We start from the raw sequence: 13816 nt of genomic DNA on the forward strand, positions 1-13816 counted from the left end.
ATTCGAGCGCCATTGTAGCGGCGCTCGCCCCGCTGTGCCCCTAGGCCGCGGACATTTGCCGGGCCGGCACCGCCAGGCTCACGGCCCGCACCGAGGCACCGGCTGTGAGCCCCAGAGCCTTGGCGCTCTGCGCGCTGACAATCAGCGTGCCGGCCGCCACCCGTGCCGGCGCGGCGCTGATGCGGCAGTCGGCGAACTGGCGGTTGTGAATCAGATAGGCTTCGGCCTGGTCTCCTGGAGTGCCGATGCTCAGTTGCAAGATCTGGCTGTCGCGCACCGCACGGATCTCCCCGGTGGCGCATTCGATCAGCGGCCCGCCGTCGAAGATATCGATGTAATCCTTGAAGCCGAAGCCTTCAGCCTTGAGCATGCCCAGGGCCGGCTCGGTGTTGGGGTGCACTCGCCCGATCACCGCTCGGGCCGACTCTGGCAGCAGGCAAGTGGGCAGCGGGAATTTGGGCATCAGCTCAGCGATGAAGGTCTTGTTGCCAAGGCCAGTGAGGTAGTCGGCATCGGCGAAGTCCATCTTGAAGAAGTGCCGCCCCAGTCCTTCCCAGAACGGCGACACGCCTTGCTCATCCGAATAGCCGCGCATCTCGGCGATCACCTTGTCGCCGAAATGCTCGCGGAACTCGGCCAGGAACAGGAAGCGTGCCTTGGACAGCAGCCGGCCGTTGAGCCCCTGACGGTGATCGGCATGCAGAAACAGCGAGCACAGCTCCGATTGACCGGTCATGTCGTTGCCGAGAAACAGGGTCGGCAGTTGCTGATTGATACCCAGGTTCTTCGAGGCGGCGACAAACAGCCCCAGACGATAGTTGTACCAGGGCTCGCGCAGGCCCACGGCGCCGGCCAGGGCACAGATGCCCACCACTTCGCCCTGGGGCGTCTGCAGCACGAACAGGTAGTCGGCATCGGCGCGGGACGCCTGCCCGGCGAACGTCTGCTCGGCCCACTGCAGGCGTGAACGCAAGCGCCCGGCGTCGGCGGGCAAGGTGGTGAGGCCGGCACCGGCGCTGTGGGCCAGGGCCAGCAGGGCCGGCAGATCGGCCTGGGTGGCGGGACGGACAATCATCGCGAATGCTCCAGCTGAGGTTGACGTTCGGGCAGGTAGATTTCCGCCAGCATGCAGCGGGCGCTGCCGCCGCCGATGCGTTCAATGGTGTCGATGTTGACGGGCAAGGGTTGCACATGGCGCTCGATCAGCTGGCGCTGCTGGGCGTCCAGGGAGCGCCAGGCAGTGCGGGACATCACCAGTAGCGGTTCACCGGCACGGTTGTGCACTTCCAGCATATTGCCGGCGAAGGACTCCAGCTGGGCCCAGGTCAAGGGCAGCACCTGTTTGCCGCTGCTTTCCAGACGCTGGCGCAGAGCGGCACGCTCTTGCGCAACGTCCAGTGACTGCAGGCAAGCCACTGCCAAGCGGCTGCCGACGCTCATCATCACGTTGGTGTGGTAGATCGGCACCCCATGCCGGTCCCGAGCATGAAAGGCGCACAGCTCGTAGCCCAGGTGGTCCACCCACTGATCCAGGGCCCGGGCGTGGGTGCGGCTCGAATAGCCGGCGTAGCAGATCCGCTGCTGGCGATCGAGGACCATGCTGCCGGTGCCTTCGAGGAAGGTTTGCTCTTGCTCCAGGGGCGTCAGGTCCAGGGTGCGGGCCACCTGATAGTGCTCATGCAGATGAGCCAGCACGCCTTTGAAGCGCTCCAGGCGGCGATTGCGGCCTTGCATCGGGTACAGCACCAGTGTGCCGTCCGGATGGCTGCTCCAGCAGTTGTTGGGGAAGATCGAATCCGGAGTATGGGGCGCGGCACCGTCCTCGTGGACCAGCACCTGGACCCCCTGCTCGCGCAGGGCTGCGACGTAACCGTCGAACTCCTCCAGGGCCTGGGCCTGGACGTCTTCGGCAAGGCCGGCCGGATGCTGGAAGCTGTTGTTGCCTGCGGTGTCCTGATTGAACGAGAAGCGCGTGGGACGAATCATCAAAAGGCTATGGGTGGTCTGCATGGGGCACGCAATCAATGAGGTTTCAGAGGTGCTCATTGTGGTTTTGTACGCGGGCAAAACCCGGCTGATCCCAAGGGCTGCACGGCAGGAAACGGCTGAAAGCGGCGGGTTGCTCAGCCGATTCCGCCAGCCCCCAACACCGCCCTCGAGGATCAGCGCACCAGGCACGTAGGAGCTGGCTTGCCAGCGAAGACGGTCTTGAGGGCAGTGCAAGACTTGCGAACCCTTTCGCCGGCAAGCCGGCTCCTACGCAAGGTTCACGGATGTTGCGACAGGCACGTAGGAGCTGGCTTGCCAGCGAAGGCTGGTCTTGAGGGTGGTGCAAGGCTTGCGGGCCCTTTCGCCGGCAAGCCGGCTACAGGGGGGCGACGGTTATTCCATGCCGGTCTTGACCATGGCCAGCTCGGGATGGCTGACCAGTTTGTCGATGTGCAGGTCCGGGTCGTCGAACCAGACTTCGGTCAGCACCCGGTAATGCTCCATGTCCCGGCAACGCATGCGCAGGCTGTAGTCGAAGGCGCCGCTGATCAGACGACACTCCAGGACCTGGGGGCAGCCCCGGACTTTGGCTTCGAAGGCTTTCTGCGCCGCGCGCCCGCTCTGGTTGGACAGGGCTACCAGCACCAGCAGCGACAGGCCCGGGGTGAGTTTCTTTTCGTCGAGGATCGCGCCGTAACCACGGATGACCCCGAGCTGCTCCAGCTTGCGCACCCGTTCCAGGCAGGGCCTGGGCGTCAGGTGCACGCGCTCGGAGAGTTTCTGGTAGGTGATGCGCCCTTCGTGGCGCAGCACCTCGATGATCGCCTGGTCGATTCGATCAAGCACGATCGACAAGTCGCGGATGTCCGCCATGGATGCCTTCCCTCACTTCAAACGGCCGGATAGAAACTGCTGCAAACGTTCACTCTGGGGCTGGTCGAGGATCGCCGCGCTACCCTGCTCCTCGACTCGCCCTTGATGCAAGAACACCACCTGGCTCGACACCTGCCGGGCAAAACCCATTTCGTGGGTGACCATGAGCATGGTCCGCCCTTCTTCCGCCAGGGCCTGGATCACCTTGAGCACCTCCCCTACCAGCTCCGGGTCCAGGGCCGAGGTCGGCTCGTCGAACAGCAGGATCTGGGGCTCCACCGCCAGGGCCCGGGCAATCGCCACCCGTTGCTGCTGGCCACCGGACAGAAACGCCGGATATTGCTCGGCCACCCGCTGCGGCAAACCCACCTTGTCCAGGTAGGCCCGGGCGCTGGCCTCGGCGTCCTTGCGGCTGCTGCCCAGCACCCGGCACGGCGCCAGCATGATGTTTTCCAGCACGCTCAAGTGGCTCCACAGGTTGAAGTGCTGGAACACCATGGCCAGGCGCGTGCGCAAGCGCTGCAACTGGGCCGGGCTGGCCACCTGCATGCCCCCGGGAGCCTCCCGGGTGACCACAGCTTCGCCATCCAGAGTAAAGGCCCCGGCGTCGGCCCGCTCGAGGAAATTGATGCAACGCAGCATGGTGCTCTTACCCGAGCCACTGGCGCCGATCATGCTGACCACGTCACCGGCCCGGGCTTTCAACGAGACGCCCTTGAGCACCTCGTTGTCACCAAATCGCTTGTAGAGATTTTCAACGGTCAACTTGTACATCGGACACTCCTGGAGCGTCGCCACGGTCAACGACACTCTGGACAGATAAATAGGGATGAATGCACTCAGTGGGCAGGGCCGAGAAAGCTCAGCCAGCGCCGCTCCGCCAGGCGGAATGCGCCCACCAGGCCGAAGGACAGACCCAGGTACAGCAGCCCGGCGATGCCAAAAGCCTGGAAGGTCAGGAAAGTCGCGGCATTGGCGTCCCGAGCCACCTTGAGGATGTCCGGGATGGTCGCGGTGAAGGCCACGGAGGTGGCGTGCAGCATGAGGATCACCTCATTGCTGTAGTACGGCAGCGCCCGGCGCAGGGCTGAAGGCAGGATCAGCCGCCAGTACAGGCGCCAGCCACTCAGGCCGTAGGCATGGGCCGCCTCGATCTCGCCGTAGGGGATGCTGCGGATAGCCCCGGCGAAGATTTCCACGGTGTAGGCGCAGGTATTCAGGGTGAACGCCAGCAAGGTGCAGTTCATGGCATCGCGGAAGAAGGCTTCCAGCAGCGGTTGCTCGCGTATGGCGGCAATGCCGTAAAGACCGCTGTAGCAGATCAGCAGTTGGATATACAAAGGCGTGCCGCGAAACACATAGGTGAATAACTGCACCGGCCAACGCACCAGAGCCCAGTGGGAGGTGCGCATGATCGCCAGGGGCAGCGACAGGACAAAGCCCATGGCCAGGCTCGCCACCAGCAACCACAGGGTCATGGCCAGGCCGGTCAGGCTTTCACCGTCACTGAACAGAAAGGGACGCCAGTATTCCTGGATCAGTTCGATCATCGCGACAGCCCTCGCACGCCTTGGTTGTAACGTCGCTCCAACAGCCGCAGCAACTGGTTCGAAGCGCTGGTGATCAGCAGGTACAAAGCGGCTGCCAGGAGCAGGAAATCCAGCATGTTGAAGGTGCTCTTGCCGGCTTCCTGGGCCACCTTGACCAGGTCCGAAAGGCCGATGATCGACACCAGCGCAGTGGCCTTGAGCAGCACCAGCCAGTTATTGCCCAGGCTGGGCAAGGCAAAGCGCATCATCTGCGGGAAGACCACGAAGCGGAACCGCTGCCAGCGATTGAGGCCAAAGGCCGCCGCCGCTTCCTGCTGGCCTCGGGGTACGCTGAGAATCGCCCCGCGAAAGGTCTCGGTGAAATAGGCGCCGTAGATGAAGCCCAGGGTGATAATCCCGGCGACAAAGGGGTCGATCTCCATATAGGGCCAGTCCAGCAGTTCGGTCAGGGCGGTGAGCCAGCCCTGCAGGCTGTAGAAGATCAGCAGCATCAGCACCAGGTCCGGCACCCCGCGAATCAGGGTGGTGTAGCAGGTCGCCGGCAGGTTCAGCAGGCGCAGTGGCGAGAGCTTGGCCGCCGCGCCCAGCAACCCCAGGGCCATGCTCACCAGGAGCGCCAGGGCCGAGAGTTTCAGGGTCACCCAGGTGCCGTGTAGCAGCAGCGGGCCGTAGCCTTGCAGGACCGTCAGGTCCAGGCCAAAAAGAGTCGTCGAGGTATTCACGCCATTCACCTTGCAGGCGCCGCAGCCCGGCCCGGGACCGCCCACGCAAGTCCCGGGACCGGCCAGGGGCAATCAGTTGTTGTAGAGGTCGAGGTCGCCGAAGTACTTGCGCTGGATCTGGGCGTAGATGCCCTTCTCATGCAGGGCCTTGATGGCGCCATTGAGCATGGCCTTGAGCTCGTCCTGGTCCTTGCGCAGGCCGATGGCGATCTCCGAGGGCACCAGGGGGTCGCTGATCCCGGCGCTGTTCTCGAAATCCGCGCCTTGTGGCGATGCGAGGAAACTCATCTGTGCCTGCAGCTTGTCCTGGATCGAGGCGTCCAGGCGCCCATAGACCAGATCGGCGTAGACCTGATCCTGATTCTGGTAGGCCCGCAGCTTGACCCCTGCCGGCCCCAGCTTGGCCCTGGCGTAGGTCTCCTGGATGGTGCCTTGCATATAGCCCAGGGTCTTGCCTTTGAGGGACTCGCCGGTTGGCTCAAGACCTGCGCCCTTGCGGGTGACGATGGCGGTGGGCCCGGCATACAGGCGATCGCTGAAGTCGATCTGCTTGCGCCGTGCATCGGTGACAGTCATGGACGACTCGATGGCGTCGAACTTGCCGGCCTTGAGTGCCGGAATCAGGCCGTCGAAGTCGTTACTGATCCAGACGCACTTGAGCTTCAGTTCAGCGCAGATAGCATTGCCCAGATCGACGCCAAACCCCTGCACGCCGCCATCGGCGGTGGTGGATTCAAAGGGCGGGTAGCTTGGATTGACACCGAAACGCAGTTCTTTCCACTCTTTGGCACTGGCGCCCATGGAAACGCACGCGATTGCCAGTAACGGCACGGCCAGCCATTGTTTAGTCATCTTCAGAGTCCCGGATTATTTGGATTTATAGCGGTCCGACGAACAAGCCGGACCCCACTTGTGACAGGGGCAGAGAGTGTGTGCGGGGTCACCGCAGTCGGTTTCTTGTTGTGATTGAACAAGCTCGGCGCGCAGAGCCGGACCTGTACCTGATTGCCGCGGTCTACGCTGCAACGGAGCGCCAGAATGCCAACAGCCACTCCCACCCAGGTGTCGTAAGGGGCTCCTGAAACAGCCGGGATCGGCTGATCACGGCTATTTCACAGCCGATTCTGTCGTCAACGCTCTAAGCCAAGGGCCAGAGCGCCGACGCGAGATCGATAGAGGCTTTTTCAACATGCAAAAATGCACAGCCAACCTGCAGTTTTCGGGGTTGTACTGGGCAAAATTGCACTGTTACGATCCGCCGATGCTCGCGCGCGAGCCTCATATAAAAAACAATAAAAGCAGGGAGTTAGTGATGACTGCTCAGGTTTCATCCCAGGCGACACAGGACCTCGACGCCACCCCCGACGAAGTGCTGGTCGAGGTGCGCAACCACATCGGTCACCTGACCCTCAACCGCCCCGCCGGTCTCAATGCCATCACCCTGTCGATGGTGCGTACCTTGCAGCAGCAACTGGACACCTGGGCCCAGGACCCGCTGATCCACGCGGTGGTGCTGCGCGGCGCCGGTGAAAAGGCCTTCTGCGCCGGCGGCGATATCCGCTCGCTGTACGACAGCTACCAGAGCGGCAACACCCTGCACGAGGACTTCTTCGTCGAGGAGTACGCCCTGGACCTGACGATCCACCATTACCGCAAGCCGGTGCTGGCCCTGATGGACGGCTTTGTCCTCGGCGGCGGCATGGGCCTGGTGCAAGGCGCCGACCTGCGAGTGGTCACCGAGCGCAGCCGCCTGGCGATGCCGGAAGTGGCCATCGGTTACTTCCCGGATGTGGGCGGCAGCTACTTCCTCTCACGGATTCCCGGCGAGCTGGGCATCTACCTCGGCGTCAGCGGCGTGCAGATCCGCGCCGCCGATGCCCTGTACTGCGGCCTCGCGGACTGGCACCTGGAGAGCGACAAACTGAGCCTGCTGGACCAGCGCCTGGATCGCCTGCACTGGAGCGACTCACCGCTCAAGGACCTGCAGGGCCTGCTGGCCAAGCTGGCGGTACAGTCATTGCCCGATGCGCCCCTGCAAGCCTTGCGCCCGGCCATCGACCACTTCTTCGCCCTGCCGGACATAGCCAGCATCGTCGAGCAGTTGCGCAGCGTGACGGTTGCCGACAGCCACGAGTGGGCCAAGACCACCGCTGACCTGCTGCAAAGCCGCTCGCCCCTGGCCATGGCCGTGACCCTGCAGATGCTGCGCCACGGCCGCCAGTTGAGCCTGGAACAATGCTTCGCCCTGGAGCTGCATCTGGACCGTCAATGGTTCGAGCGTGGTGACCTGATGGAAGGCGTACGCGCCCTGATCATCGACAAAGACAAGACCCCCCGCTGGAATCCGCCGACCCTGGCAGCCCTTGAGGCTGAACGGGTAGCGAGCTTCTTCAGCGGTTTCGACGGCAGCGGGAGCTGAACTCATGCACGACATCGAATTGACCGAAGAACAAGTCATGATCCGCGACATGGCCCGGGATTTTGCCCGGGGCGAAATCGCGCCCCATGCCCAGGCCTGGGAAAAGGCCGGCTGGATCGACGACACCCTGGTGCGCAAGATGGGCGAACTGGGATTGTTGGGCATGGTGGTTCCCGAAGAATGGGGTGGCAGCTACCTGGACTACGTGGCCTACGCCCTGGCGGTGGAGGAGATCTCTGCCGGTGACGGCGCTACCGGGGCCCTGATGAGCATCCACAACTCGGTGGGCTGCGGGCCAATCCTCAACTACGGCAGCGAGGAGCAGAAGCATGCGTGGCTGCCGCGACTGGCCAGCGGCGAAGCCATCGGCTGCTTCTGCCTGACCGAACCCCAGGCCGGCTCGGAAGCCCACAACCTGCGCACCCGCGCCGAACTGCGGGACGGCCAGTGGGTGATCAACGGCGCCAAGCAGTTCGTCAGCAACGGCAAGCGTGCACAACTGGCCATCGTCTTTGCGGTGACCGACCCGGAACTGGGCAAGAAAGGCCTGTCGGCGTTCCTGGTGCCCACCGACACCCCGGGTTTTATCGTCGACCGCACCGAACACAAGATGGGCATCCGCGCCTCGGATACCTGCGCCGTGACCCTCAACCAATGCACGATCCCCGAAGCCAACCTGCTGGGCGAACGCGGCAAGGGCCTGGCCATTGCCCTGTCCAACCTCGAAGGCGGACGCATCGGCATTGCCGCCCAGGCCCTGGGCATCGCCCGTGCGGCTTTCGAAGCGGCCCTGGCCTACGCCCGGGAACGGGTGCAGTTCGACAAACCGATCATCGAGCACCAGAGCATCGCCAACCTGCTGGCCGACATGCACACCCGGCTCAATGCCGCGCGCTTGCTGATCCTGCATGCCGCGCGCCTGCGCAGCGCCGGCCAGCCGTGCCTGTCCGAAGCCTCCCAGGCCAAGCTGTTCGCTTCGGAAATGGCCGAAAAGGTCTGCTCCTCGGCGATGCAGATTCATGGTGGCTATGGGTATCTGGAGGACTATCCGGTGGAGCGCTACTACCGTGACGCACGGATTACCCAGATCTACGAAGGCTCGAGCGAGATCCAGCGGCTGCTGATTGCCCGAGAGCTGAAGCACTATCAGCTCTAGGCACCAGCGCCGCCCACAAAAAAATCGCAGCCCAGGCTGCGATTTTTTATGGCGGCTCCCCGTAGGAGCCGGCTTGCCGGCGAAGAGGCCCTTGAGCGTGGTATCGCCCTGGCGGACGCCTTCGCTGGCAAGCCAGCTCCTACACAAGCCAGCCCCTTCGCAAACCGCTTTCTACAACCGGCGGTACTGGACTGGCCGTCAGCGCCGGTGATCTACGGCTGCAAGTTCACCCCAAAGTGCTGACTGCCAAGGGGCTTTTTACCGGGGGTTAGTGCTAGAGATCATCCATCCAATTGTCCTTAGGTCTCAGTTCAGCCAGAAACTCTTCCAGCGCATAGTCCTCTCCCGCGATCGGCATGAGTGGGGACGCTGAAGCCACAGAGGCTGGTTTTTCAGGGGTACTGTCGTCACTGCTGGCGGTCTGTGGCATCAACCTCACGCCAAAATACTGATTAGCCGGTTTTTCTCCCGGAGTCGGCGAGGTGATGGCAATAATCGTCGCCTGGTCTTGACGGCGCATGGGCATGACCACGCTGGTATCGGCATTCAGGTAACTGGCCATGGTAGCCAAGGCAATCCCCACGAAGGGCGACGCCGAACCGGTATCACCCAGGCGCTGGGTCAGGTCGTAGCCTTCGCGGGAATCGAGCAGGTCCAGGGAGCTGCGGGCAGCAGTCAGAGCAGGAAGCAACTCGGCCAATGGCGTGCTGTTCAGGCCGCTGTCGTAGAACACCCGGGCCGGTGCTGGTGTAACTGTGTCAGTGGCTTTTTTCCAGCCAGCAGCCAGTTGAGCGGTCAAGGCTTCGCGCTTGAGACGCTCGCCGTTGTCCGGGCGCTGCAGGGAAACCGTGACCGGACGATGAATCCTGGCCAGCACCGGCAAGGCGTCCCATTGTTCAAAGGCGCGCTCGGTCCAGGGTTGCGGGATGAACTCCGAAGGTTGGAATTCGACAGCAGGTTTACGCCAGCCCCAACCTGTGAATTCGGGATCGATCTTGTTCTTGTTGACCTTGGTGAAGGGGGCGTAATAGCGCAGCCATTCGACACGTTCGGGGCGGCCGACGACCAGGGCGACCATTGCGTCGGTGAGCTTGTCAGGTTGGCGTGGACCCGCGACAGCCCCAAGTGACTTCAAAGAGACATCTCTGCTCGATAGAGCGCCAGCCATGCTTATTCCCTCATTGACATACACCAAAAGTGCAGGAAGATCGGGGCTACTCTCGAATATCTGGAACAGCGACTCCATCATTCCCTCAGGCGTGTCATTACAGATAATGCCATCCTGAAAACTACGAATACGGTGCCAATGCAATCCTGCGGGTGTTCGCATGTCATTGACCATGACAGACAAACTGCGACGAGTTCTTTCGGGCGTAAAGCGAAGGTTCGGGGTTTTAGGATTCCAACTTCGAACCACAGTGATGGTAGGAATCGGCCACTTCTCCAGAAAGTCCCTTAACCCCAGTTCCAATGCATCCGTTTCCCGTTTGTCATAGGCCATATTCTTGTCATCAGCAGTCTGGGGATACTGCTTCGGGTCCGTAGGCAGAACACTGCCTACGTGCAGTGACTCCGTCTGTTTTGTACTCTGGTCTTGCAATGCTTGCCAAATCTGCCCCTGACGGAAAACATCCAGACTTACACCGAGGCTGAGCACATCTAGAGTTTCCAATTGCGGCGATGTAGTGGGGGCACGGTAACGAGGTTCAACAGTCATGGTGGTAGCCTTCCTGGCTGAGGTATAGGCCGTCACGGCCGTGGCCGGACTGGCAAAGCAACGGATAGATGTCAACTCGGGTTCAGCAGCCTGAGTCAAGTGACTGGTCAGTAGCAGGCTGGAAAGAGACCAGTACGTAAGCACGCGGCGCATCAGACGGTCTCTCCAAAGCTGACGGGGATTCCCGCTTTGCGTCCCGCCAGAGACTGGGTAGCTACCAGAGAAGGCATTTTGTCCTTGACGGTAGTTGGTAATGCACCGCTTATTCGGTACGTTACTGTTGAGTTAATCAGCTCGCGATTACTACTCTCCTCTTGAAGATAGAGTGCCTCCACATCTTCGTCTGGAAGGTCAATATCCACATCTTCCTCACTGTAGATATCCCCTCTAGTTCTCTCCCAATCCAACCGCCAATCCGCCACCCGACACAAATACGCATAAAACGTCACATCATCCACGCTCTCACCCGCCCCTATCGCCACGTCATACGCCAGCACTCGCCGGCTATGTTCAGGGTTGTTTGGAATGGCCGAGTGAAAAGACAGCGCTTCCTCGTGCTCCTTGTTCTTGCCTCCACTTTGCAGGCGCATGCGTGCCTCGTAGGGTGTCTCTGAACGCGTCACCAGCACCTTGCCGTTGTCTGTCGCTCGAGCGGCAAACACATGGGTGGTTTCAGATATTTCCTTGCCTTCGTTGAGGGCCTTTTGAACGCTGCCAATATCACGCCCGTGCTTGAAGGCGACGGTTTCGTCGATCGACTCCAGCCGGGTGTGCCGGGTGCTTTCAGGGGTCCAGGCCTTATTGCTGATCGCAATGGCTGCGTCGATGGGCGCCAGTTTGTCCTTGACCTGATAGACACCGCTGTTTGAGTCCTCCCCCGGCATGACCACCGTGCCATCGGCGTCAAAGTTGGTTGCAACGGGCACTGGCAATAACGGTGCGGTCAGCATCACCGACTTCCCTTGCTCAAGGGAGGCGCGGGCCACGGACATCCGCTGCAGGCAAGGCAGACCGGTGTCTTCCCAGGTGTCCTCTCCTCGAAGCAGCAATGGGTAGACATAGGGCGGCGTGTGCAGACCGATCAGTTCCTTTTCTCCGCCGCGCTTGCGCAGGGTAAAGATTCGTTGGTGAAAGCTCATCGGCAAAGTCCGGCGCAGTGGCTTGCCATACAGGTGCTCGTCAACGCCCTGCCAGCCGATCCCCTGGACGTTGGCCAGGCCAACGGTCTGGTCCTGTGGGGTGAAGTACAGGTAGACGCTGCCTCGGTTGTCGCGCTCGTTGAAGGCAATGCGCTTGGCGTCAATCGTGGTTTCACAGGCGCTGCCACCGCTCCAGCCAGGCCCGCCAATAGCGCCATAACCCTGGCAGTTCTTGAGGGCGATACTCGACAAGGCCGGGTACGGATTGGGCGCTGCGGTCATGAACTTCAGGATGGCATCAAGGGTCGCCAGGCGGGCCTCGGCCGTCTGCTGCGCGCCAAAGCCCTGAAGCTTCTCCATGTTGGGTTCGCGCAGGCTGTAGGGCGAGTTGATCATCACCACGCCGTCGGCCGGCCGCACCTTGTCCTCATTGAGAAATGCATGGGCCAGGAGCGTGATGAGCGTGCCTTGGCTGTGGCCGACCACATTCACTGTGTCGTTGGGGTAGCGCTTGCGGATGATCCTGATCAGCATCGCCAGGCGCATCGCCGCCAGCACCATGTAGCGGCGACCAGGCGCGGAGAACAATGGGTGAGTCAGCTCTCCGGCAAGCAGATTCAGGGAAATGAAGCCAAACAGCTTGCCGTTGAAGCCCTTGCCCCACATGTCCGGCAGGTTGGTGGTGGCATTGACGAAATGCCCCCCCTCCAGGGTGCCGGCCTTGTCCAGGCGGTTTTTATTGCGATCCATCCACTCGCCGTGGGGCGCATCCTTGATGATGTGCTGCTCTTCCTCACGAAAGCCCCAATAGAACGGAATGACCACGCTGCGGCTGTCGGCGCCGTTGGCCGAGGCGCCGAACTTGCGCCGGTAGTACACCGCGTCGGGGTTGCTGGCCTTGCCATCATCGTCCTCGGGCAGGCTGTAGCCGGCCGGGCGCAGCAAGCCTGGATTGCTCACGCCATTGGGCAGGGTCGGCGACATGTCCAGGCGTTCGTTGAGCCCCTCGCACAGGCCGCGCTCGATGCGCTCGTAGCAACCGGCAAGGTCATTGACGCCATGCACCACGATGGTCACGCAGGGCTTGGGGGGCGGCGCGATCAGGTGTACGTCGCCACCGCCCGGCAGGGTGATCGCTTCACCGGTGCAAATGGTCCTCATCCGTACGGCGTCATTCATCGTGCGTGTCCTCCTTGGTGGCACTGATGCTGCGCAAAAAAAAGCGGGCGCCGCACCATAACAAAGGACCCGGACGATAAATGTAGGAGTTCTCTGAAAGGCACTCGGACTAGGGTCGCCTGATGATCACAGGTGCCGCCGAGGCAAAAAAAATCGCAGCTCAGGCTGCGATCTTTTTTCCGGATTCCACTGTAGGAGCCGGCTCGCCGGCGCAGGCGTCGTTGAGTCTTGCACCCGTCTTGCGGACGCCTTCGCTGGCAAGCCAGCTCCTACGGAGGTTTATTGGTCCTTGAACTGCGGGTCGCGCTTGGCGATGAAGGCGGCCATGCCTTCTTTCTGGTCCTGGGTGGCGAATGCGGCGTGGAATACTCGACGTTCGAAGCGCACGCCTTCGGACAGGCTGACTTCGAAGGCGCGGTTCACGCTTTCCTTGATCATCATGCTCACCGGGATCGATTTGCCGGCGATCAACGCAGCGACTTTCAGCGCTTCATCCACCAGTTCATCCGCCGGCACGATGCGCGCGACGATGCCGCAACGTTCGGCTTCCACGGCGTCGATAAAGCGTCCGGTCAGGCACATTTCCATGGCCTTGGCCTTGCCCACGGCGCGGGTCAGACGCTGGGTGCCGCCCATGCCCGGCAATACGCCGAGGTTGATTTCCGGCTGGCCGAACTTGGCGTTGTCGCCGGCCAGGATGAAGTCACACATCAAGGCCAGTTCACAGCCACCACCAAGGGCGAAACCGTTGACCGCGGCGATGATCGGCTTGCGCCGGTTGGCCACGCGGTCGCTGTCGCTGAACAGGTCGTCGAGGTAGATCTGCGGGTAGGTGAGTTCGGCCATTTCCTTGATGTCGGCACCGGCAGCGAAGGCCTTCTTCGAACCGGTGATGACGATGCAGCCGATCTGCGGGTCGGCTTCCAGGCGATCCAGGGCCTGGTTCACTTCACCGACGATCTGCGCGTTGAGGGCGTTCAGCGCCTGGGGACGGTTGAGGGTGATCAGACCGACGCGGTCCTTGATGTCCAACAAAATGGTTTCGTAGCTCATGAATCAGCTCCTGCTAAAA

12 protein-coding genes are annotated in these 13816 nt (G+C 62.0%); 2 read left to right on the forward strand and 10 right to left on the reverse strand.

Annotated elements, in window-relative coordinates; translation table 11 throughout:
- Positions 1-40: 40 nt before the first annotated feature.
- The 7 genes from astA to P7C00_RS16615 form a co-directional block, all read right to left on the reverse strand.
- Positions 41-1075 (reverse strand): arginine N-succinyltransferase, encoded by a 1035-nt coding sequence (gene astA / locus P7C00_RS16585; RefSeq protein ID WP_404936879.1) that lies wholly within the window; start codon positions 1073-1075, stop codon positions 41-43.
- Positions 1072-2010 carry a citrulline utilization hydrolase CtlX gene (ctlX, locus tag P7C00_RS16590; protein WP_404936880.1) on the reverse strand — a complete coding sequence of 313 codons (939 nt, stop codon included), beginning with the start codon at positions 2008-2010 and terminating at the stop codon, positions 1072-1074. The genes astA and ctlX overlap by 4 nt, the downstream gene beginning before the upstream one ends.
- A 372-nt stretch (positions 2011-2382) precedes the next feature.
- The gene (locus P7C00_RS16595) at positions 2383-2862 is read right to left on the reverse strand and encodes an Lrp/AsnC family transcriptional regulator (protein ID WP_346633044.1); all 480 of its coding nucleotides are present in this window, start codon (positions 2860-2862) and stop codon (positions 2383-2385) included.
- Between the two features lie 12 nt (positions 2863-2874).
- Positions 2875-3636 (reverse strand): ATP-binding cassette domain-containing protein, encoded by a 762-nt coding sequence (locus tag P7C00_RS16600; protein WP_346633045.1) that lies wholly within the window; start codon positions 3634-3636, stop codon positions 2875-2877.
- A gap of 65 nt (positions 3637-3701) precedes the next feature.
- Positions 3702-4412: an ABC transporter permease gene (locus P7C00_RS16605; protein WP_404936881.1), complete on the reverse strand. Its 711-nt coding sequence runs from the start codon at positions 4410-4412 to the stop codon at positions 3702-3704.
- Positions 4409-5134, reverse strand: coding sequence for an ABC transporter permease (locus tag P7C00_RS16610; protein ID WP_346633047.1), 726 nt, complete (start codon positions 5132-5134; stop codon positions 4409-4411). Before P7C00_RS16610 ends, P7C00_RS16605 begins: the two co-directional genes overlap by 4 nt.
- 72 nt (positions 5135-5206) lie before the next feature.
- On the reverse strand, positions 5207-5986 hold the full coding sequence (locus P7C00_RS16615; protein ID WP_346633048.1) for a transporter substrate-binding domain-containing protein: 780 nt from the start codon (positions 5984-5986) through the stop codon (positions 5207-5209).
- A 460-nt stretch (positions 5987-6446) separates the two neighbouring features.
- Between P7C00_RS16615 and P7C00_RS16620 the strand changes: the two genes are divergently transcribed.
- Together P7C00_RS16620 and P7C00_RS16625 are read left to right on the forward strand one after the other, a co-directional pair.
- Positions 6447-7553 carry an enoyl-CoA hydratase/isomerase family protein gene (locus tag P7C00_RS16620; protein ID WP_404936882.1) on the forward strand — a complete coding sequence of 369 codons (1107 nt, stop codon included), beginning with the start codon at positions 6447-6449 and terminating at the stop codon, positions 7551-7553.
- A gap of 4 nt (positions 7554-7557) precedes the next feature.
- Positions 7558-8709: an acyl-CoA dehydrogenase family protein gene (locus tag P7C00_RS16625; RefSeq protein ID WP_404936883.1), complete on the forward strand. Its 1152-nt coding sequence runs from the start codon at positions 7558-7560 to the stop codon at positions 8707-8709.
- A gap of 274 nt (positions 8710-8983) precedes the next feature.
- Here the strand turns inward: P7C00_RS16625 and P7C00_RS16630 are convergent, their stop codons facing one another.
- The 3 genes from P7C00_RS16630 to P7C00_RS16640 all read right to left on the reverse strand — a co-directional run bounded on the left by P7C00_RS16630 (position 8984) and on the right by P7C00_RS16640 (position 13797).
- On the reverse strand, positions 8984-10579 hold the full coding sequence (locus P7C00_RS16630; protein WP_404936884.1) for a DUF2875 family protein: 1596 nt from the start codon (positions 10577-10579) through the stop codon (positions 8984-8986).
- On the reverse strand, positions 10579-12744 hold the full coding sequence (locus P7C00_RS16635) for a DUF3274 domain-containing protein (protein ID WP_404936885.1): 2166 nt from the start codon (positions 12742-12744) through the stop codon (positions 10579-10581). Before P7C00_RS16635 ends, P7C00_RS16630 begins: the two co-directional genes overlap by 1 nt.
- Before the next feature lie 279 nt (positions 12745-13023).
- Positions 13024-13797 carry an enoyl-CoA hydratase gene (locus P7C00_RS16640; protein ID WP_346634424.1) on the reverse strand — a complete coding sequence of 258 codons (774 nt, stop codon included), beginning with the start codon at positions 13795-13797 and terminating at the stop codon, positions 13024-13026.
- Between the last annotated feature and the right edge of the window lie 19 nt (positions 13798-13816).

The sequence above is a fragment of the Pseudomonas sp. JDS08PS003 genome (genome assembly GCF_045013505.1).
Classification (GTDB): domain Bacteria; phylum Pseudomonadota; class Gammaproteobacteria; order Pseudomonadales; family Pseudomonadaceae; genus Aquipseudomonas; species Aquipseudomonas protegens_B.